Below are 19,680 nucleotides of genomic sequence, written 5' to 3' on the forward strand. Positions count from 1 at the left end.
CGACCAGTGACCGGTTCCGCCGCCCGACCGCCCCGCCGCTCCGCCCTGCTGCGCGCCACCACGGCCGCGGCCGTGGCCGTCCCGCTCTGCACGGCGGGCTGGTTCGGCTGGCGGGCCCTCGACCACTCCGGCCCGGCGGGCGCCGCGACGGCCCCGGCCACGTCGTCCCCGGGCTCGGCCCCGGCCGCCGAGCCCCCGACTCCGACCACGGCTCCGACGGCCACGGACCGGCCGGCCGCCACCGGCACGCCCCTCACCCCTCCGCTCGCGCCGGCGCCCACCGACAGTGGCCCCGCCGACGGCGCCCCCTCGGCCGGGACCCCGGCGCCGCCCGCCGACACCGCCACCGTCCTGGCCGGCCGCACCGTCCTGCTCGACCCCGGCCACAACCCCGGCAACTCCGCCCACACCGCCGAGATCAACCGTCAGGTGGACATCGGCAACACCCGCAAGGAGTGCGACACCACCGGCACCGAGACCAACGCGGGCTACTCCGAGGCCGAGTACACCCTGGACGTCTCCCGCCGGGCCCGCGCCGTCCTGACCGCCCGGGGCGCCAAGGTGGTGCTGGCGCAGGACGGCGACCGCCCCTGGGGCCCGTGCATCGACGAACGCGCCCGCGCGGGCGCCGACGCGCACGCCGACGTCGCGCTCTCGGTGCACGGGGACGGCGGCCCGGCGAGCGGCAGCGGATTCCACGTGATCATGCCCGCCAGGGTGGTGGCCGGAAAGGCGGACAACGCGGCCGTCGTCGATCCCTCGCACCGGCTCGGCCTCCTGCTGCGCGAGCGGTTCCACGCCGCGACCGGCGAACCGTACGCGGACTACACCGCCAAGGACGGCCTGGACACCCGCTCCGACCTGGGCGGCCTCAACCTCACCACCGTCCCCAAGGTGTTCATCGAGTGCGGTAACATGCGCAACTCGACGGACGCGAAGCGGATGACGGACCCTCAGTGGCGCCAGCAGGCGGCCCAGGGGATTGCCGACGCGCTGACCGCGTTCCTGACGACCCAAGAGAAGACCGAAGAGCGACACGGGAGTTGAACCGCACACCCCCGGAGGACGACGCTCCGCCCGGACCGCACGGTTTGCAACGACTTCGCCCCATTCCCGGTCCCGCCGTGCACCGGCAGGACGGTTGGGCCTAGGCTTCTGGTCCGTTCGGGAGTTTCGGCCGGTCGGCCCGACCGTACGAACCACCGTCCACGACACGTCAACGAGGGGAACGTTAGTGAATCTGCGCGCTCTCACCAGGGGAGACGCCGCCGTCGCAGGCGCGGCCGTCCTGCTCTTCATCGCCTCCTTCCTGCCCTATCTGGCCGCGGACTGCAGCGGCCGGCTCTGTGCGGACGCCTCAAAGAACGCGTGGAGCACCGATCTGTTCCCCGTCCTGCCCTCGATCTACCTGCTCGGCATCGTCGCCGCCGCGCTGATCCTGGTGCAGCGCTTCCAGGGCCAGGCCGCGGCCAACCGACAGGTCCTCGGCCTGCGACTGGACCAGTGGGGCATCGCCTTCGCGGTCGCCGCGCTGTGGACCTCGGTCTGGTCCCTGGGCGCCAGCCCGTACGGCCCGAACGTCAGCCACGGCTTCGGCGCCTGGCTCGGCTTCATCGCGCTGATCGTGCTCGCCGGCGCGGCCGCCGCGAGCCCCCTGGTGCCCGCGCTGAAGGCGCCGCTGGTCTCCGACCGCCCGGCGGCCGTCCCCGGCCAGTACGGCTACCCGGGCCAGCCCGGTCACCCGGGTGCGCCCGGCCAGCCCGGCCAGTACGGCTACCCGGCCCAGGGCCACGACCCGGCGTTCGGCGGCCAGGGCGGCTACGGCTACCCGGGCGCCGGCCAGCCGCAGCCCGGCCAGCCGGTCCAGCCGCACGACGCCGGCACCCCGGTGCCGCAGCCGGCCCCGGCCGCGCAGCAGCAGGCGGCCGCCCCGGCGGCGGACTTCCAGCCGTTCTGGTTCGCCGTCCCGGCCCCGCGCCAGCTGGCCCCGAAGGACAACCCGGCCGGCGCCCCGGTCGGCGAGGTCGTGCCGGGCACCTGGTACCTGGCCGTCGAGCAGCGCGGCGCCGCGCTGGTCGCGCAGCTGCCGGACGGCAGCCAGGGCGTGCTGGCCGACACCACGGGCATCCAGCGCGGCTGACGCCCGCGGGCACGTACCGCGAAGGGGCGGGGCCGGTTCTCCGGTCCCGCCCCTTCCGCATGAGCGCCCGCCTTCCGTACGCGCCCTCGACCGCCGTACGCGTCCGCCCGCCCGCTCGCGCGCACGGCTACCGCACGCGCGTCCGGCTCAGCAGCAGTCCTCGACCACCAGCCCGGCCGGCAGCTGCTCCCCGCCGAAGACCGAGACCGTCGCCGGGTCCCCGCCGAGCGCGGCCACCGCGAGCAGCAGCGCCCCGGCCGTCCAGGTGGTGCGCTCCTCCGGCCAGATCGCGTCGTCCTCGAAGACGTACCCGGTCCAGTACGAGCCGTCCTCGTGCCGCAGGTGCTTCTGGATCCAGCGCAGGATGTCCACCGCGCGGTCGGACTGGCCGATCGCCCAGAGCGCGAGCGCCAGCTCGGCGCTCTCCCCGCCGGTCACCCACGGGCGGTCGCTGACGCAGCGCACGCCGAGGCCGGGGACGACGAAGCGCTCCCAGTCCCGCTCGATCCGGGCCACCGCCGCGTCGCCGCGCAGGCCGGTGCCGAGCACCGGGTAGTACCAGTCCATCGAGTAGCGGTCCTTGTCCAGGAACCGCTCGGGGTGGTGGGAGACGGCGTGCCCCAGCCGCCCGGCCGCGAGCTCCCAGTCGGGCTGCGGCTCCTCCAGGTACTCGGCGACGGCCAGGCCGCAGCGCAGCGCGTGGAGGATGCTGGACGAGCCGGTGAGCAGCGCCTCGTCGGTGGCGGTGCCGTCCTCGGAGACCCGCCAGGCGATCGGGCCGCCGGGCAGCCGCAGTCCGACGATGAAGTCCAGGGCGCGCCGGACGACCGGCCAGATCCACTCCAGGAAGGCGTCGTCGCCGGTGCTGAGGTGGTGGTGCCAGACCCCGACCGCGACGTACGCGCAGAAGTTGCTCTCCTTGGCCGGGTCGGTGACCACGCCGTCGGTGTAGGCGGCGTACCAGGAACCGTCCGGGTTCTGGGCGGCGGCGAGCCAGCGGTAGGCGGCCTCGGCGGCGGCGTGCTCGCCGGCCGTGTCGAGGGCCATCGCGGCCTCGGTGTGGTCCCAGGGGTCGAGGTGGTGGCCGGCGAACCACGGTATGGCGCCGTCGGGGCGCTGCTCGGCCAGGATGCTGCGGACGGTGTCGGCGGCCTGCTCGGCGTCGAGTACCCCGTCGAGCAGCAGCACCTCGGGGACGGCGGCGGTCATGCCGTCCTGCCCGGCGCGCGGTTGGGCTTGGAGGCGTACGCGACGAAGCTCTTGCCGATCACCGGGTTGAGCGCTCGCTCGGCGGCCTTGGTGAGGCTGCTGATCACCGGGGTGCCGACGATGTCCCAGACCAGCAGCTGGTGGTACGCCTTGACCGGCAGTGCCTTGTCGTTGTCGACGCCGACCGCGCACTTGATCCACCAGTACGGCGAGTGCAGCGCATGCGCGTGGTGGGTGCCGTACGGCTCCAGGCCGGCGTCCTTGAGTTTGCCGAGCAGCTCGTCGCCCCGGTAGATCCGGATGTGTCCGCCCTCGTTCGCGTGGTACTCGTCGGACAGGGCCCAGCAGATCTTCTCGGGCAGCCAGCGCGGCACGGTGACGGCGAGCAGGCCGCCCGGCTTGAGGACCCGGAACATCTCGTTGAGCACGCCCTTGTCGTCCGGGATGTGCTCCATCACCTCGGAGATGATGATCTTGTCGAAGGACTCGTCCTCGAACGGCAGCGCCAGCGCGTTGCCCTCCATCGCGACCGCCGACGCCCCCTCGGGGGCCTCACCGGCCTGCTCCATCGCCGCGAACCACTTCCTGACCTCGGCGATCTCCCCGGCGTTCTGGTCGAGGGCGATCACGTTGGCGCCGCGGCGGTAGCACTCGAACGCGTGCCGGCCCCCGCCGCAGCCCAGGTCGAGCACCCGGTCGCCAGGGGCGAGCGGGAAGCGCGAGAAATCGACGGTCAGCACTGCTGGACTCCCATTCCTATTGCTGCCAAGCGTTCTTGACGCCTCGTCAGGCCTTCGTTCAGCACGTCGCGCTGCGCCGGGCGGGCCCCGACCCGCCGCCACCGACCCGCCGTCACCGGCCCGGTCGGCCGACCGGGCCGGCGCCGTCCGCCCGTGCGCGTCGACAGGCCCCTAGGCCACGTACCGCCAGCCCGGCCCCGAGCGGGCCCGGGCGCCGGCGCCGGTGGCAATCGCCGCGCGGTAGGCCTCGGCGGTCAGCTCGGCGGCCCGCTCCCAGGTGAACCGGGCCAGCACCCGCTGCCGTCCGGCCGCGCCGAGTCCGGCCCGCAGCTCGGGGTCGTCCAGCAGCCGGCCGAGCGCGGCGGCCAGCGCGTCCGCCTCCCCCGGCGGCACCGCCAGGCAGGTCTCCCCGTCCGGCCCGGCCACCTCGGGGATCGCCCCGCCGGTGGTGGCGACCAGCGGGGTGCCGGTGGCCATCGCCTCGGCGGCGGGCAGCGAGAAGCCCTCGTACAGGGAGGGGACGCAGGCCACCTCGGCCGAGCGGTAGAGGTCGACCAGCTCGCGGTCGGTCAGCCCGCTGCGGAACTCGATGTGCCCGGCCAGCCCGAAGCGGCGCACCGCCTCGGCCACCGGCCCGTCCTCCTTCTGCGGCTTGCCGACCACCACCAGGTGGGCGTCCCGCTCGGTGCGCACCTTGGCGAGCGCCTCGACCAGGAAGACCAGGCCCTTCAGCGGGACGTCCGCGCTGGAGGTGGTGACGATCCGGCCGGGGACGCGCCCGATCTCCGCCGAGGGCGACCAGAGCCGGGTGTCGGCGCCGATCGGCACCACCGAGATCGCGTCCGGCGCGGCGCCCAGGTGTTCGGCGATCTCGCGCTGCGAGGTCCCGGAGACGGTGATCACGTGGTCCAGCCGGGCGGCGACCCGGCGCTGCATCCGGGTGAAGGCGTACCAGCGGCGCAGCGAGAGCCGCTTGCCCCGGGTGGCGGCGGCGTCCAGCTCCAGCTGCCGGTCCACGGTGATCGGGTGGTGGATCGTGGTGACCAGCGGGAAGCCGTGCCGGGCCAGGCCGAGCAGGCCGTAGCCGAGGGTCTGGTTGTCGTGGACCACGTCGTAGCGGCCCTTGTGGGCGGCCAGGTACCGGCGGGCGCGCAGCGAGAAGGTGAGCGGCTCGGGGAAGCCGCCGGTGCGCATGGTGGCGAACTCCAGCACGTCCACCGGGCCGCGGAACTCGCCCCGGGCCGGGGTGCGGAAGGGGTCGTCGGCGCGGTAGAGGTCCAGGCTGGGCAGCTCCACCAGGCGCACCGAGCCGGGGCCGTCGACCTCGTCGAGCACCGGGTAGGGCTGGGCGCCGATCACGTCCACGTGGTGCCCGAGCCGTGCCAGCTCGCGGGAGAGGTGTCGTACGTACACGCCCTGACCCCCGCAGAAGGGGTCACCGCGGTACGACAGCAGGGCAATCCGCAGCGGCTGCGCGGTCATCCTGGGCCCTCTTCTCTAGCTGCTATCGGTGCTGCCGGTCGTGCTTCCGGTCGCTAAAGTAGATCAGGTTTCAGTGGCTGGGGAACTCGTCGTCGACCACGTGAACAATGAGAGACCTCGAAGATACCGGCCCGTAGCTTTTCCCCAGGAGCCAGGGCTGGTGATTCCCGCCACGCCGAATCCTGCCGACCTGTGGAGCACGCCGCCACTCTCGCCCGCCCGGGAGCACCCTTGCCGCCACCCCCTCCTTCGACGTTGCCGCCGGCCTCCCCTCCGGGCGAGCCGCCGCTGACCGCGCGCCAGGCCGAACGGCGCCGGCGCATCCTGCGGGCCGCCACCGCGCTGGCGGTGCGCGGCGGGTACGAGGCGGTGCAGATGCGGGAGGTCGCGGAGAGCGCGCAGGTCGCCCTCGGCACGCTCTACCGGTACTTCCCGTCCAAGGTGCACCTGCTGGTGGCGGTGATGCTGGAGCAGTTGCAGGGCCTCCACGAGCACATCCGGCGCCACCCGCCGACCGACCTCGAACCGGCGCTGCGGGTCGCCGACACCCTCACCCGGGCCTTCCACGCGCTGCAGCGCGAGCCGCTGCTGGCCGAGGCCATGGTCCGGGCACTGTCCTTCGCGGACCGCTCGGTCGGGGCCGAGGTGGACCAGGTCAGCGTGGCCACCGGACAGCTCATCCTGGACGCGATCGGCCAGTCCGGACCGCCCACCGGGAGCCAGCGCGCGGCGGTGCGGGTGATCGAGCACACCTGGCACTCGGCGCTGGTCGCCTGGCTCTCCGGCCGCGCCTCGATCGCCGAGGTGCGGGCCGACCTGCACACCGCGGCCCGGCTGCTCACCCTGCCGTGAACCGTCCCACTCCCCCCACCGACTGGAACCTGTTCCTGCCCGCCCCGGGCAGCTCGTCGTGCTCCGGCGGCTAGAGTCGACAGTCGGCACAACTCCATCCCGCTCCTCCCCCGGGGAAAGCCGGTGCGAGTCCGGCGCTGACCCCGCAGCCGTGAGACCGGCGCCGCCCTCGGCCGCCCGGACGAGTCGGAGCACCCGCGGAGGGGCGAGCGGCCCGTCCGGACGCCCGCGCCCGGCACCGTCGAGGACTACGGAACGGCCCTGCCCGGGCCACCACCGCTCACCGAAAGGCACACCCGCACCATGCTGACCGCCGCCCGCCTGGGCGCCGCCGCCCTGTCCGCCGCGCTGCTCACCGGCATCGCCGCCGGCCCGGCCCTCGCCGACGTCTCCCCGCCCACGGTCCCGGACGGCCTGTACGGCAAGAGCGACCCGACGTACGACGGCGTCTGGCGGCAGTCCCTCGCGCTCACCGCGCTGGCGGCGGCCAAGGTCACCCCGGCCGACTCCGCGGTCGGCTGGCTCACCGGCCAGCAGTGCGAGGACGGCGGCTGGCCCTCCTACCGGAACGCCGGCACCGCCTGCGACCCCAAGTTCGAGGACAGCAACGCCACCGCCGTCGCCGTCCAGGCCCTGGTCGCCCTCGGCGGGCACCAGGACGCCGTCGACAAGGGCGTCGCCTGGCTCAGGAGCACCCAGAACGCCGACGGCAGCTGGGCCTACAACCCGGGCAACCCCGGCGACGCCGACTCCACCGGGCTCGCCGTCAACGCGCTGTTCGCCGCCAAGGCCGACCCGGCGGGCGTCGCCAAGGCCGGCAGATCCGCCTTCGACGGGCTCGCCCTGTTCCAGCTCGGCTGCGCCGCCCCGGCCGACCAGCGCGGCGCCTTCGCCTACCAGCCCGATCCGGCCGGCGGCGCCCTCACCCCGAACGCCCTGGCCAGCGGCCAGGCCGCGCTCGCCGCCGGCGGCGGCCACCTGCCGGTCGCCACCTCGGTGCACGCCGACGCCGCGCCCAAGGCCCTCGCCTGCGTCTCCGACGCCGCGGCCGCCTCCGCCCCGGTCCCGCACGCGGACTCCGGCGAGGCCGTCGGCGCCTACCTCACCGCCCAGCTCGCGGCCGGCGGCGACCACCTCACCCTCACCACCCCCGGCGCCGCCCCCACCCCGGACTACACCGCCACCGCCTGGGCCGCCCTCGCCCTCACCCAGAGCGGCCACCCCCAGCAGGCCGCCGGCGCCGTCGACTGGCTCACCAAGGAGGGCGCCACCTGGACCAAGGGCGGCACCGACGCCGGCGCCACCGCCACCCTCCTGCTGGTCGCCCAGGCCGCCCACCGCGACACCGCCGCCCTGACCGGCCAACTCACCGCCCTCGGCCCGGTGCCCAAGGCCGCCGAAGCCGCCGCCTCGGCGACGGAGGCCCCGAAGGAGAAGAAGGACGGCGGCATCGGCCAGTACTGGCTCATCGGCGTCGGCCTCCTCGTCGGCATCGGCGGCGGCCTCGTGCTCAGCCTCCAGCGCAAGCGCAACCCCCACCTCTGATGCGCCCCGCACCCCGCCCCGCCCCGGCGGGCGCCGACGTCCGCACCCGCCGGGCCGTCGCCGCGCTGCTCCTGCCCCTCCTCGGGGCGGCGCTGGTGCTCGCCTCCGCCGCCCCCGCGCAGGCCGCCGGCTACCGCTACTGGTCGTTCTGGCGCGGCGCCGAGGGCGGAGCCTGGACGTACCAGCAGCAGGGGCCCGCCGTCGCTGTGCCGCCGGACGGCGCGGTGGACGGATGGCGGTTCGCGCTGAGCCCGGACGGCGGGCAGGACGCCGCGAAGCCCCGGACCGCCGGGAGCTTCACCGAGATCTGCGCGGACACGCCCGCCCAGGAGGGCCGCAAGCGGGTGGCCGTCGTGCTGGACTTCGGGACCGCCGAGGACGCCGGTTCGTCCGCCGCCCCGGCGCCCGGGCAGCGGACCGCCTGCGCCGCCGTCGCGCCCCGCGCCACCTCGGCCGAGGTGCTGGCCGCCGTCGCCCCGCCGCTGCGCTACGACACCAACGGGCTGCTGTGCGCCATCGCCGGGTACCCGCAAGCGGGTTGCGGCGACCCGATCGGCGCGGCAGGCGCGGCCCGGCCCGCCGACCAGGGCGGCGGCGGCAGCGGCAGCGGCCCCGACATCGGCCTGATCGCCGGTGGCGCGCTGGTCGCCGTCCTCGCCGGCGGTGCCGTCCTGCAGGCGCGCCGCCGCCGTCACTCCTGGTCCCCCACCCAGGAAACACCGTGAGCAGCACCGCCCGTAGCACCCGACCGCCCACCGGCCCCCGTCAACTGCACCCCGGGGCCTGGTGGTTGTGGGCGCTCGGGCTGGGCGCGGCGGCCACCCGCACCACCAACCCGGCGATCCTGCTGCTGCTCGCCGCCGTCGCCGGGTACGTGGTCGCGGCCCGGCGCGGCGATGCGCCCTGGTCGCGCTCGTACGGGGCGTTCCTGCGGCTGGGCCTGCTGGTGCTCGGCATCCGGCTGGTGTTCGCCGTGTTCCTCGGCTCGCCGGTCGCCGGCACCCACGTGCTGTTCACCCTGCCCGAACTCCCGCTGCCCGTCTGGGCGCAGGGCGTGCGGATCGGCGGCCGGGTCACCGCCGAGGGGCTGCTCGCCGCACTGTACGACGGACTGCGGCTGGCCACCCTGCTGATCTGCGTCGGCGCCGCCAACTCCCTCGCCAGCCCCGCCCGCCTGCTGCGCACCCTGCCCGGGGCGCTCTACGAGGCGGGCGTCGCCGTCGTCGTGGCGATGACCTTCGCGCCCAACCTGGTCGCGGACGTCCGCCGGCTGCGTGCCGCACGGCGCCTGCGCGGCCGCACCGACAAGGGCGTCGCGGCCGTGCTGAGCGTCGGAATCCCGGTGCTGGAGGGAGCATTGGAGCGGTCCATCGCGCTGGCCGCCGCGATGGACACCCGGGGCTTCGGCCGCACCGCCGACGTCCCGCGCCGGCTCGCCCGGGCGACGGCCGCGCTCACCCTGGCCGGGCTGCTCGGGGTCTGCCTGGCCGCGTACGGACTGCTGACGGCCGGCGGCGCGGGCTGGGCGCTGCCCGTCCTGCTGCTCGGCCTGGCCGCCGCCTTCGCCGGCCTGCTGCTCGGCGGCCGACGCTCCGTCAGAAGCCGCTACCGGCCGGACCCGTGGGCCATTCCGGAATGGCTTACCGCCGGTTCCGGGGCGGCCGTGGCGGCCCTCACCGTCTACCTGGCCGCACGGGACCCGGCCGCCTTCGCCCCCACCGTCGTCCCACCGACCGTCCCCGCGCTGCCCCTGACCGCCGTACTGACCGTCCTGCTCGGCCTGGTGCCGGCGTTCGCCGCCCCGACCCCGCCCCGGAGGGCATCGTGATCACCTTCGAGCAGGTCTCCGTCCGGTACGCGGACTCCGCCGCGCCCGCGCTCAGCGGCGTCGACCTCACCGTCCCCGAGGGCGAACTCTGCCTGCTGGTGGGCCCGTCCGGCTCCGGCAAGTCCACCCTGCTGGGGACGGTCAGCGGCCTGGTGCCGCACTTCACCGGCGGGGTGCTGCACGGCCGGGTCACCGTCGGCGGCCGGGACACCCGCGAGCACCGGCCGCGCGAACTCGCCGACCTGGTCGGCACCGTGGGGCAGGACCCACTGGCACACTTCGTCACCGACACGGTGGAGGACGAACTCGCCTACGGCATGGAGTCCCTGGGCCTGCCGGGCGACGTGATGCGCCGCCGGGTCGAGGAGACCCTCGACCTGCTCGGCCTCGCCGACCTGCGCGACCGCTCGCTGACCACCCTCTCCGGCGGCCAGCAGCAGCGCGTCGCGATCGGCTCGGTGCTCACCGTGCACCCCCGCGTACTGATCCTGGACGAACCCACCTCGGCACTCGACCCGGGCGCGGCCGAGGAGGTGCTGTCCGTCCTCCAGCGGCTGGTGCACGACCTCGGCACCACCGTGCTGATGGCCGAGCACCGGCTGGAACGCGTCGTCCAGTACGCCGACCAGGTGCTGCTGCTCACCCCCGGCGCCCCGCCCGTCCTCGGCGAGCCCGCCGAGGTGATGGCGCACTCCCCGGTGCACCCGCCGGTGGTCGGCCTCGGCCGGCTCGCGGGCTGGCGGCCACTGCCGCTCTCGGTCCGCGACGCGCGCCGCAAGGCCGCCCCGCTGCGCGCCGAACTGGACGGCCGGACGCCCGCCGCTGTCGGCTCTTCCGGTTCTTCCGGCCCTTCTGGTTCTTCGTCCGGCACCCCCATCGCCGTTGCCGACCGCCTCGCTGTCCGGCGCGGGCCGGTCCCCGCCCTGCGCGGCGTGGACCTCACGCTGCGCCCCGGCGAGATCACCGCCCTGATGGGCCGCAACGGCGCCGGCAAGTCCACCCTGCTGGGCAGCCTGGTCGGCCTGCACGCCCCGGCCTCCGGCAGTGTCAGGGTCGGCGGCCGCACCCCGCACCGCACCCGCCCCGCCGAACTGATCCGCGAGGTCGGCCTCGTCCCGCAGGAACCGCGCGACCTGCTGTACGGCGAGTCGGTCGCCGCCGAATGCGCCGCGGCCGACACCGACGCGGGCGCCGCCGCCGGCACCTGCCGCGCCCTGGTGGAACGCCTGCTGCCCGGCATCGCCGACGACGCCCACCCGCGCGACCTCTCCGAGGGCCAGCGGCTCACCCTCGCCCTCGCCGTCGTGCTCACCGCCCGGCCCCCGCTGCTGCTCCTCGACGAGCCGACCCGCGGCCTCGACTACGCCGCCAAGGCCCGGCTGGTGGAGATCCTGCGCGCCCTCGCCGCCGAGGACCACGCCGTGCTCCTCGCCACCCACGACGTCGAACTGGCCGCCGAACTCGCCCACCGCACGGTGATCCTGGCCGAGGGCGAGATCGTCGCGGACGGGCCGACCGCGGAGGTGGTGGTCTCCTCGCCGGCCTTCGCCCCGCAGGTCGCCAAAGTGCTGGCACCCGGGCCGTGGCTCACCGTCGGGCAGGTCGCGAAGGCGCTGGGCGCATGAGCACTCGTCCCGTCCCCCTGGGGCGCCGGTCCATCACGACGCTGCTCCTCGTCACGGCCGTCGGCGTGACGGCCTTCGGCTGGCCGCTGCTCGCCTCCACCGGGTCGGCGCTGGTCGGCCACTCCGCGGACGCGCCGTGGCTGTTCGCCCTGCTGCTGCCGCTGCTGCTCGCCGTCGTCATCGCCCAGATCTCCGAAGGCCGCTCGGCGGGCGGCGGGGCGCCCGGGCTGGACGCCAAGTCCGTCGCCCTGCTGGGCGTCCTGGCCGCGGCGGGCGCGGCGCTGCGGCCGCTCGGCGCGGGCACGGCGGGACTGGAGCCGATGTTCTTCCTGATGGTGCTCTCCGGGCGGGTGCTCGGACCGGGCTTCGGGTTCGTGCTCGGCTCGCTGTCGATGTTCGCCTCCGCACTGCTGACGGGCGGGGTGGGGCCGTGGCTGCCGTTCCAGATGCTGGCGATGGGGTGGGTGTGCCTGGGGGCGGGGCTGCTGCCGGGTGCTTCCTCCCTGCGCGGCCGCCGCGAACTCTGGCTGCTCGCGGGGTACGGCGCCGTCGCGTCCTTGGTGTACGGCACGATCATGAACCTCCAGGGCTGGCCGTACATCGGCGGCCTGGCCGGCTCCATCTCCTTCCACCCCGGCGACCCGCTGCCCGCCAACCTGGTCCGCTTCGCCGCCTACTGCCTGACCACGTCGCTCGGTTGGGACCTGCCGCGAGCCGCCCTGACCGTCGTTCTCTGCCTCACCCTCGGCACCCCCGTCCTGCGCGCCCTGCGCCGCACCACCCGCCGCGCCGCCTTCGACGCCCCGGTCACCTTCCACCCGCCGGAGCGCTAACGGCACGCCCCGCACACCTGGCCCGCACCGGCGACGGGCCGCCCGCACATCCCTGCCTGCCCAGGGCACTCGTGCCGGCGTGGGCCGTCGCTTCCCTGCCGGGGCGCCGGAACGGACGGCACCTTCGCGATCCGCGCTGCCAGAATCGCGCCCACGCTGTGCGTGACCTTGTCCGGCAACGGCGCCGCGATGATCCCGGCCAGCGCGTCCCGCGTCCACCCGCCCGCCAGCAACCCTTCGACCCGCGCGGCCTGGTCGCACAGCGGTTTGCCTGCCAGGGCCATCTTCGGCTCCCGGCGGCCGACTTCGAGCAGCAGCGCCATGCCCGACGTCAACTTCTCGGGTGGACGGACGGAAGGCTCTTCCACATCCTTCACACTGAGTTCCTTGGAAGGGCTTCCCGCCTTCCCGCCGCCTGGCGCACCCGGACCTGGAACACCGGCGGCCGGGGACACGGGAAGCGGCGGCACCGTGTGCACTGCTTTCCCGTTCGTCACCGGCACCTCGTGGACGGAAACGACCGTCCGCACCTGCCCGGTCAGCGGGTCCCGCTGGGTCCGCCGCACATAGTGCCCGGCCGCCTCCAGCTCCCTGAGCGCCCGCGCGACGGTCGTCCGCCCTTCCACGCTCTTCGCGGCGAGCGTCCGCACGTCCTCGCGTGCGCCGTCCGGCAGGCTGAGCAGGTAGCTCAGCAGCCCGCGCGCGGCCCAACTCAGCGAGTGCTTCCGGACGACGTGGCCGTTGTCGAGGATCGTGTACCCGGGGGCATGCCGAGGGATACGATTGATCTGCATTCGGGAGCCTTTACTCCTGGTGCCGAACCCCGGGGTGTTGGCGCACCGCCGGGGTAACTCTTTTGCTCACTCACCGGGCACCCCTCCGAGCACCCGGCATCGCAATCTTCACCGTAATGCCGTAACGCCTCATCAAACTCACACCCAGATCACCCATTCGGGCGGCGCGAGCGCGCACAACCCAGCGCGTCCCGGGCTCGCGAGCCCGGGACGCGCTTCGCACCACCTCGCATCAACCGACCACGTGGTCCGGCTCGTCCAGCCACACCCGGTGCTCGCCCGCGACAGTGACGGTCAGGCCGAACCGGTCGAGACCCGGCTCACCCTGGCGCTGCCACCAGGCGTGGGCGGCGGTCACCTCGTCCCACAGGCTGCGGGGGCCGGACTGCGCGACGGCGTGCCTGCCGTCCCAGTCGGCCAGGCGGCAGTGGGCGTACGAGACTCCATCCCAGACCTCGAACCGGCCGGTGCCGAAGCGGTCGTAGCCCGCCCACACCTCCTGCCGGAACAGACCCGGCAGCCGCAGCCCGATCGCGAAGGCCGCTCCGGTGCGCTCGGCCACGACAGCGGGGTCGAGTTCGGACGGGCCGTGCCGGACGTCCTCGATCTCGAACTCGCCGCTCCCGGGTCGCTGGCCCCGCACCCACATGAAGGCGACGTCCTCGACGAACGGCCCGCTCGCGGAACGGCCGTCGTCGGCGACGGTGAGCTTCAGCAGCCCGCCGTTGCAGAACGCCGTGCCGTACGGGACGACAATCACGCCCCCGGGCACCGTCTGCTCGATCAGCGCCCCGGGGACACGCTGCACGGCGGCGGTGACGTGAACCCGGTCGTACGGCGCGGCCGCCGGATGGCCGAGCATGCCATCGCCGACAACTGTCCTTGCCGGCAGACGATTCGCCTCCAAACGGCACCGCGCAGCAGCGGCGAGTTCAGGGTCCAGCTCGACGGTGGTGACGTTCGCCGCCCCGAGCCGGCGGGCCAGCAACGCGGCCGTCCAGCCCGTGCCGGTGCCGATGTCCAACACCCGCATGCCGTCGGCAGCCTGGAGGTGTCGGAGCATCTGAGCCACGACGGTGGGCATCGAGCTGGACGAGGACGGCGTGCTGCCGTCCTCGTCCAGCCGGGTCACCAGCGGGATGTCAGATCCGACCAACTAGCCCCACTCGGCCGGGAGTTCCGACCGGTCGATCCACTCACCCCCGTGGCGGATCCGGTCCGGGACGAACAGCCCGCGAGGCACGCCCCGGAACACCGGCTCCCAGTCGGCCGACAGTGCCCCGGACTCCCGCAGCGCATCGGCGAGCGCGTTCCACTTCACGTGACTGCCCCCTCAAGGCTTTGACGGCTTGGGCAGGTTGGCGGGCGTGCGCGGGCCCGCCGGCCTCGGCGGGGGCGGTTTCGGCTCGTGCCAGGACATGGGTTTGCTCCTTTCAAGGCGGACGCGGAGGCAGAGGCGATCCCGGCCGCGCCGCCGGGCCGGCGGCGCGGCCGGGAATTCAGCGGGTGCGGTGATCACCGCCAGGGTCGCGACGACATGCAACTCGGCCGCCGGCTCACCGCGACGTCGGATCGGACGTCGAGAGATCAGCGTGCACGACCTTCCCGAAAGGGCGGAGGCTGACACCCCGACGCACCTCCGTGGACGGCGTTCGCCGGTCAGGTCGAGGTGGACTACGCCACTGCCGCGTGGCACGTCGAAACCGGACAACTCGCATACGCGATCCCATTCCTTCGGTCAGCAATCGAACATCTCGGTCCGGTTTACAGCCGGAATACAGCGCTGTACCGGGCGCGGCTGGCCGAGGTACTGATGAGGGCGGGAGAGGTCGAAGAGTCCTGCGCAGAGGCGGTGACCAGTGCCGGCGCGGCGAAAGGGATGACTTCGGCCCGACTGACGGACCGGCTGCGTATGGTGGCGTCGCTGGCGGCCCGCATGAATACGGCGGTAGCGCGAGACTGTGTTGAGAAACTTCGAGTACTTGGGGTTTCGGCCCGGAAGCAGAGGGCGGCGTGACAGTGACGGTTCAGCTCCTGGGTGGCGAGCAAACTGCCGTACTGGAACTGGAGTTGAAGCAGGTGTTCGCCGAAGCGTTCGCGGAGCCTCCCTACGGTGAGGGTCCGGCCGATGTGGGGCGAGCTTTTCGTCGGTTCCGCTCCCAGGTCCGGCGGCGCGGGTTCCGGGCAGCGATCGCCTTCGACGACGAAGCCGTCGTCGGGATGGCCTACGGCTACCCGCTGTCAGCGAACACCGGATGGTGGGACACCTTGATCGACCCCGTGCCCAATGACCTCAGGCGCGAGGACGGCAAGCGGACGTTCGGCCTCTTCGAACTGGCGGTCCGGCCCCAGTGGCGCGGCCAAGGCATCGCCTCCCACATGCACCGTGCCCTCACCGAAGCACTCGACAACGAGCGGGTGATGCTGAACAGCCATCCGGAGGCAACGAACGCCCAGGCCGCCTACCGAGCCTGGGGCTACCGCCGGGTCGGATCAGCAATCCCCTGGGAGGGCGCGGCCCGACACGACGTGATGGTCCTCGACCTGCCGTATCCGTAGGCCACTCGGCAACAGCCGGAAGGATACGTGAGCGTCTCCGGGCCTGCGCCGGCCGGCGCAGGCCCGACCCGATCCGAGGCCCTCTCCTGGAGCGCGGCACTCCCCTCCCGTAGCGTGGGTTTCCGTCCCCAGGAGGCGTGTTGAACGAGATCATCCTCATGTCCGACCCGAAGGTCGCCGCGATCCCCGTCGCGCACCGCGACGAGCAGCTGCTGGACGTACGGAGCGGCACCGGGCTGCTCGTCGACGAGCGCAAGCAGGACGGCACCGGGGCCTTCGCGCACCTGCGGGCGGGCGTACTCGACCGCCTGCTCGACGCCCAGGAATCCCTGCCGGACGGCCTGCGGCTGCTGTTCGTCGAGGGCTACCGGCCACCGGCTCTCCAGAGCCGCTACTTCGACGAGTACGCCGCCGAGTTGCGGGCCGCGAACCCGGGTTGGCCCGCCGACCGGATCAGGTCGGCGACGAGCCGCTACGTCTCGCCGCCGGAGATCGCGCCGCACAGTGCCGGGGCCGCCGTCGACCTCACCCTCGTCGGCACCGACGGCCGTGAGCTCGACCTCGGCACCAGGGTCAACGCCGGCCCGGAGGAGAGCGCCGGGGCCTGCTACACCCACGCCGACGGCATCGGCGCCGAGGCCCGCGCCAACCGGCGGCTGCTCAGCGACGTCCTGACCGGCGCCGGGCTCGTCAACTACCCCACCGAGTGGTGGCATTGGTCGTACGGGGACCGCTACTGGGCGCTGGCCACTGGCGCACCGGCCGCACTCTACGGGCCAGCGCACGGGCCGGCGCACGGGTAGCCGACACGACACGCGGCCCGTGGAGCCTGCCGAGCGGACCTGCGGCCCCGGGCCAAGATGGCGTCGACACCGGCGCAGGCCCGAGGAGCAGAGCGATGACCGAGCAGACCCCCGAGCAACTCCCCGCCGTCGCCGTCGCGATCGTCGTCAAGGACAGCCGGGTGCTGATGGTGCGGCGGCGGGTCGCCGAGGGCGAGCTGTCCTGGCAGTTCCCGGCCGGGGAGGTCGAGCCGAACGAGTCCCCGGAGGAGGCGGCCGTCCGCGAGACCGCCGAGGAGACCGGCCTCCACGTCGCCGCCGCCCGGCTGCTCGGCGAGCGGGTGCACCCGCAGAACGGGCGGCGGATGGCGTACACGGCCTGCGAGGTGGTCGGCGGCACCGCCATCGTGGTGGACTCCGACGAGCTGGACCGGGTGGTCTGGGCGTCCCGCGCCGAGCTGGACCGCTACGTGCCGTTCCCGCTGTTCCCACCGGTGCGGGAGTACCTGGACGGCACCCTCGCCGGGTAGGACGTGGGCGGCGGCGGACGAACCCGCGCGAGAAGTCGGCCTGTCCGACTTCCCACTCAGAAGCGCCCCGGTGTCCGGAACTCATCCTCGGTGTACGGACGTTCGGACGGGAGACCGCTCGTCCCCGCGCTGGAAGGAAACGCGTGACAACCGCGCACGGAGCCCCGTCCGACCACGACCACGCCGTACCGCGAGCCCGCCGCCTGGGGCGGGAGCCGGTCACCGACGAGACGGTCGCCCGGCTCCGGGTCCAGGCCCGCACCGACCCCGCCTCGGGCCTGCCCGCGCTGGCCGAGGCACTGCGGGGCCGGGCCTACGGCCGGCCCAGGCCCGAGGACCCCGTCCCGTTCCTGGAGGAGTCCGCCGGCATCTACCGCGCCCTGGTCGCCGACGGCGGCACCGAGCACCTGGCCGCTGCCGCCCGCGCGCTGTCCTCCCTCGCCCAGCACCACTCCCTGGCGCACGCCGACGGCCCCGCCCTCGCCGCCCGGCAGGAGGCGGCCGACCTGGCCCGGCGCGCCGAAGCGGACCAGCCGGTGGAGGGCCTCGGCCAGGCCGCCGTCCTGCACGCCGACCTCGCCCACGGCCTCGCCGAGGTGGGACGGTTCGACGAGGCCGTGGACGCCGCCCGCACGGTGGCCGACCGCTCCCGGGCGGTGACCGCGGCCGGCGGGAGCGACCTGACGTGGCGACTGCTCGACCTCACCGTGCTGCTCCGCCTCGCGGACCGCACCGAGGAGGCCGTGGCCATCGAACACGAGGCCCTCGCCTGGCTGCGCGAGGGCCGCACGGCACCGGCCCGCAGTCCCGTCCCGGCCCTGCGGGAGGCCGGCGCCGCCCTGTGGTTCGCCGATCTGGGCCGCACCGAACAGTCGCACCGGCTGCTCGCGGAGGCCGCCCGCTCCTGCGAGCGCCTGCCCGCCCGCGGCGACGCCGGCAACTTCGGCTTCAACGACGGCCTGCGGAGCGCCTTGTTCGCCCGCTCCGGCGTACGGGACGAACAGGCCGCGGCCGACACCCCGGACCCGCTCGCGCTCGGTGTCGACCCGGGACGGCGCCTCCAACCGGTGCTGGGCCTGGACCTCCACCACTGGTCCTTCAGCCTGCGCGCGTCCTTCGAGGACGGACTGGTCACCCTCGCGCGGGCCGTCGAGGCCATCACGGGCACGCCCGAGCCCACCGACCGCCTGCCCGACGAGGAGGACCCGTCCGAGCACCCCGACGGCCCACTGCCCCTGCCGGAGGACCGCGACCTGCTCGCCACCCTCGGCACCCTCACCCGGCGGCTCGACCTGCGCCGGGCGGTCCGTGGCGACCATCCCGGCTACTACGCCCACCTCACGCTCCCCCGGCTGCGGCGGAGCGTCCGGATCGAACGCCGCCTCCACGCGACCGGCCCCGCCCACGACACCCGGCGCCTGGTCAGGGCGCTCACCGACCTGGCCATGGCCCAACTCGTCCACGGCGACCACACCGAGGCGACCGGCACCCTGCACGAGGCCCACGCCCTCGCCGTACGGACGGAGAGCCCGGCCGGGTGACCACCGCCCTCGGTGCCCCGCTCGGCACCCACCGGCCGGGGCACCGAGGAGGAGTCCCCTGCTTGCCGCAGGAGCCCGAAGCCCGGCCTGCGGGCCGCGGCCGGGCAGCACCCGGCCCGCCGGAGCCACCGAACCGACCGGAATCCCCATCCTCCCCCCGGTACACCCCCGTACCCTGTCCCGCAGCACTCGCACGGGCACGGTACGGACCTTCGGGGGAACCGGGGAAACCAGTGGAACTACGTCAGTTGCGCGTCTTCGAAGCCGTCGTCACCCACCGCACCGTCACCGGCGCGGCCGTGGCACTCGGACTCGCCCCGGCCTCCGTCTCCGAACAGGTCCGCACCCTCGAACACAGCCTCGGCACCGACCTGTTCGACCGGGCCAGGCGCGACCTGACCCTCACCTCGGCCGGGGAACGGCTGCTGCCCTGGTCCCGCCGGCTCCTCGACCAGGCCGAACAGGCCCGCCGCGAGGTCGTCGTGACCCGGACCCGCCTGCGCCTCGGCGTCCTGGCGGCCGTCGCCGCCGCCCACCTCCCGACCGTCCTGGCCCGCCTCACCGACCGCCGCCCCGGCCTGGACATCTCCCTCCACACCGACGCCACCCGGGACGTCCTGCTCGACGGCGTCGCCGCCGGAGCCCTGGAAGCGGCCCTCGTCCTGGACGCCCCCGGCCCGCTCGGCGCACTCGGCTTCCCCCTGCCGCCCGCCTCGCTCGACCACCTCGACCTCCAGGCCGTCCCCCTCGCCCTGGTCGCCGCCCCCACCCACCCGCTCGCCCGCGCCTCCACCCTCACCCCCGAGAACCTCCGCGGCCACCGCCTCCTCGTCGACACCCCCGCCTGCTCCTACCGCCTCGCCGGCGAACGCCTCCTCGGCCACCACGTCCAACGCCTCCGCACCGGCGCCGTCCCCACCACCCGCGCCTGCGCCGCACAGGGCCTCGGCATCGCCCTCCTCCCCGCCCACGCCGTCCACGACCACCTCACCACCGGCACCCTCACCCGCCTCCCCCTCGATCCCCCGCCCCTCCACCTCCGCCTCCTCTGGCGCGCCGACCACGCCCCCTTCGCCACCTGACCGTCCGCCCCCGCACACAGCAGCGCGCCCCCGCGTTGCCCCGAACCCCCGCGGCGCCCAACCAGGGACCGACAAGCGCCCGTGGGGGGCGCCCACCGTGTAACCCACGAGAGAAAGCCGGGTGAGCGCGAGGACGCC

General features: G+C 74.7%; 19 protein-coding genes. 13 read left to right on the forward strand and 6 right to left on the reverse strand.

Features of this window, described 5'->3' with window-relative positions; translation table 11 throughout:
• Window positions 1-6 precede the first annotated feature (6 nt).
• Complete coding sequence (locus ACWGJO_RS25385) at window positions 7-1,047, forward strand: N-acetylmuramoyl-L-alanine amidase (RefSeq protein WP_452187133.1); 1,041 nt, start codon at window positions 7-9, stop codon at window positions 1,045-1,047.
• A 187-nt stretch (window positions 1,048-1,234) separates the two neighbouring features.
• Window positions 1,235-2,140 (forward strand): hypothetical protein, encoded by a 906-nt coding sequence (locus ACWGJO_RS25390; RefSeq protein ID WP_359896883.1) that lies wholly within the window; start codon window positions 1,235-1,237, stop codon window positions 2,138-2,140.
• 147 nt (window positions 2,141-2,287) lie between these two features.
• On the opposite strand, the gene ACWGJO_RS25395 is transcribed toward ACWGJO_RS25390, so the two are convergent.
• The 3 genes from ACWGJO_RS25395 to ACWGJO_RS25405 form a co-directional block, all read right to left on the reverse strand.
• Window positions 2,288-3,349 carry a prenyltransferase gene (locus ACWGJO_RS25395; RefSeq protein ID WP_452187135.1) on the reverse strand — a complete coding sequence of 354 codons (1,062 nt, stop codon included), beginning with the start codon at window positions 3,347-3,349 and terminating at the stop codon, window positions 2,288-2,290.
• Window positions 3,346-4,089: a class I SAM-dependent methyltransferase gene (locus tag ACWGJO_RS25400; RefSeq protein ID WP_359896878.1), complete on the reverse strand. Its 744-nt coding sequence runs from the start codon at window positions 4,087-4,089 to the stop codon at window positions 3,346-3,348. Before ACWGJO_RS25400 ends, ACWGJO_RS25395 begins: the two co-directional genes overlap by 4 nt.
• Window positions 4,090-4,260: 171 nt before the next feature.
• Window positions 4,261-5,571 carry a glycosyltransferase family 4 protein gene (locus ACWGJO_RS25405; RefSeq protein WP_380540423.1) on the reverse strand — a complete coding sequence of 437 codons (1,311 nt, stop codon included), beginning with the start codon at window positions 5,569-5,571 and terminating at the stop codon, window positions 4,261-4,263.
• Window positions 5,572-5,826: 255 nt separating this feature from the next.
• Between ACWGJO_RS25405 and ACWGJO_RS25410 the strand changes: the two genes are divergently transcribed.
• The 6 genes from ACWGJO_RS25410 to ACWGJO_RS25435 all read left to right on the forward strand — a co-directional run bounded on the left by ACWGJO_RS25410 (window position 5,827) and on the right by ACWGJO_RS25435 (window position 12,254).
• Window positions 5,827-6,423 (forward strand): TetR family transcriptional regulator, encoded by a 597-nt coding sequence (locus ACWGJO_RS25410; RefSeq protein ID WP_452187137.1) that lies wholly within the window; start codon window positions 5,827-5,829, stop codon window positions 6,421-6,423.
• A gap of 303 nt (window positions 6,424-6,726) precedes the next feature.
• Window positions 6,727-7,968, forward strand: a complete 1,242-nt coding sequence (locus ACWGJO_RS25415) for a prenyltransferase/squalene oxidase repeat-containing protein (protein WP_452187139.1) — start codon at window positions 6,727-6,729, stop codon at window positions 7,966-7,968.
• Window positions 7,968-8,693, forward strand: coding sequence for an SCO2322 family protein (locus ACWGJO_RS25420; RefSeq protein ID WP_452187141.1), 726 nt, complete (start codon window positions 7,968-7,970; stop codon window positions 8,691-8,693). The genes ACWGJO_RS25415 and ACWGJO_RS25420 overlap by 1 nt, the downstream gene beginning before the upstream one ends.
• The gene (locus tag ACWGJO_RS25425) at window positions 8,690-9,796 is read left to right on the forward strand and encodes a CbiQ family ECF transporter T component (RefSeq protein WP_452187143.1); all 1,107 of its coding nucleotides are present in this window, start codon (window positions 8,690-8,692) and stop codon (window positions 9,794-9,796) included. The genes ACWGJO_RS25420 and ACWGJO_RS25425 overlap by 4 nt, the downstream gene beginning before the upstream one ends.
• Window positions 9,793-11,421: an ABC transporter ATP-binding protein gene (locus ACWGJO_RS25430; RefSeq protein ID WP_452187145.1), complete on the forward strand. Its 1,629-nt coding sequence runs from the start codon at window positions 9,793-9,795 to the stop codon at window positions 11,419-11,421. The genes ACWGJO_RS25425 and ACWGJO_RS25430 overlap by 4 nt, the downstream gene beginning before the upstream one ends.
• Window positions 11,418-12,254: an ECF transporter S component gene (locus ACWGJO_RS25435; protein WP_452187147.1), complete on the forward strand. Its 837-nt coding sequence runs from the start codon at window positions 11,418-11,420 to the stop codon at window positions 12,252-12,254. The genes ACWGJO_RS25430 and ACWGJO_RS25435 overlap by 4 nt, the downstream gene beginning before the upstream one ends.
• Here ACWGJO_RS25435 and ACWGJO_RS25440 read toward each other — a convergent pair.
• The 3 genes from ACWGJO_RS25440 to ACWGJO_RS25450 form a co-directional block, all read right to left on the reverse strand.
• Entirely contained in the window at window positions 12,251-13,048 is a 798-nt protein-coding gene (locus tag ACWGJO_RS25440; RefSeq protein ID WP_452187149.1) for a helix-turn-helix domain-containing protein, read from the reverse strand. The genes ACWGJO_RS25435 and ACWGJO_RS25440 overlap by 4 nt on opposite strands.
• Window positions 13,049-13,280: 232 nt before the next feature.
• Window positions 13,281-14,180 (reverse strand): methyltransferase domain-containing protein, encoded by a 900-nt coding sequence (locus ACWGJO_RS25445; RefSeq protein WP_452187150.1) that lies wholly within the window; start codon window positions 14,178-14,180, stop codon window positions 13,281-13,283.
• A gap of 24 nt (window positions 14,181-14,204) precedes the next feature.
• On the reverse strand, window positions 14,205-14,369 hold the full coding sequence (locus ACWGJO_RS25450; protein WP_452187152.1) for a hypothetical protein: 165 nt from the start codon (window positions 14,367-14,369) through the stop codon (window positions 14,205-14,207).
• Between the two features lie 692 nt (window positions 14,370-15,061).
• Between ACWGJO_RS25450 and ACWGJO_RS25455 the strand changes: the two genes are divergently transcribed.
• From ACWGJO_RS25455 to ACWGJO_RS25475, 5 genes are all read left to right on the forward strand, one after another.
• Complete coding sequence (locus ACWGJO_RS25455) at window positions 15,062-15,607, forward strand: GNAT family N-acetyltransferase (RefSeq protein ID WP_452187154.1); 546 nt, start codon at window positions 15,062-15,064, stop codon at window positions 15,605-15,607.
• Window positions 15,608-15,747: 140 nt separating this feature from the next.
• Window positions 15,748-16,410: a M15 family metallopeptidase gene (locus tag ACWGJO_RS25460; RefSeq protein WP_452187156.1), complete on the forward strand. Its 663-nt coding sequence runs from the start codon at window positions 15,748-15,750 to the stop codon at window positions 16,408-16,410.
• Between the two features lie 95 nt (window positions 16,411-16,505).
• Window positions 16,506-16,919 (forward strand): NUDIX hydrolase, encoded by a 414-nt coding sequence (locus tag ACWGJO_RS25465; protein ID WP_452187158.1) that lies wholly within the window; start codon window positions 16,506-16,508, stop codon window positions 16,917-16,919.
• Window positions 16,920-17,062: 143 nt separating this feature from the next.
• The gene (locus tag ACWGJO_RS25470) at window positions 17,063-18,460 is read left to right on the forward strand and encodes a hypothetical protein (RefSeq protein ID WP_452187160.1); all 1,398 of its coding nucleotides are present in this window, start codon (window positions 17,063-17,065) and stop codon (window positions 18,458-18,460) included.
• 248 nt (window positions 18,461-18,708) lie between these two features.
• Complete coding sequence (locus tag ACWGJO_RS25475) at window positions 18,709-19,542, forward strand: LysR family transcriptional regulator (protein ID WP_452187162.1); 834 nt, start codon at window positions 18,709-18,711, stop codon at window positions 19,540-19,542.
• Window positions 19,543-19,680 lie beyond the last annotated feature (138 nt).

Source organism: Kitasatospora sp. NPDC054795, assembly GCF_053611565.1.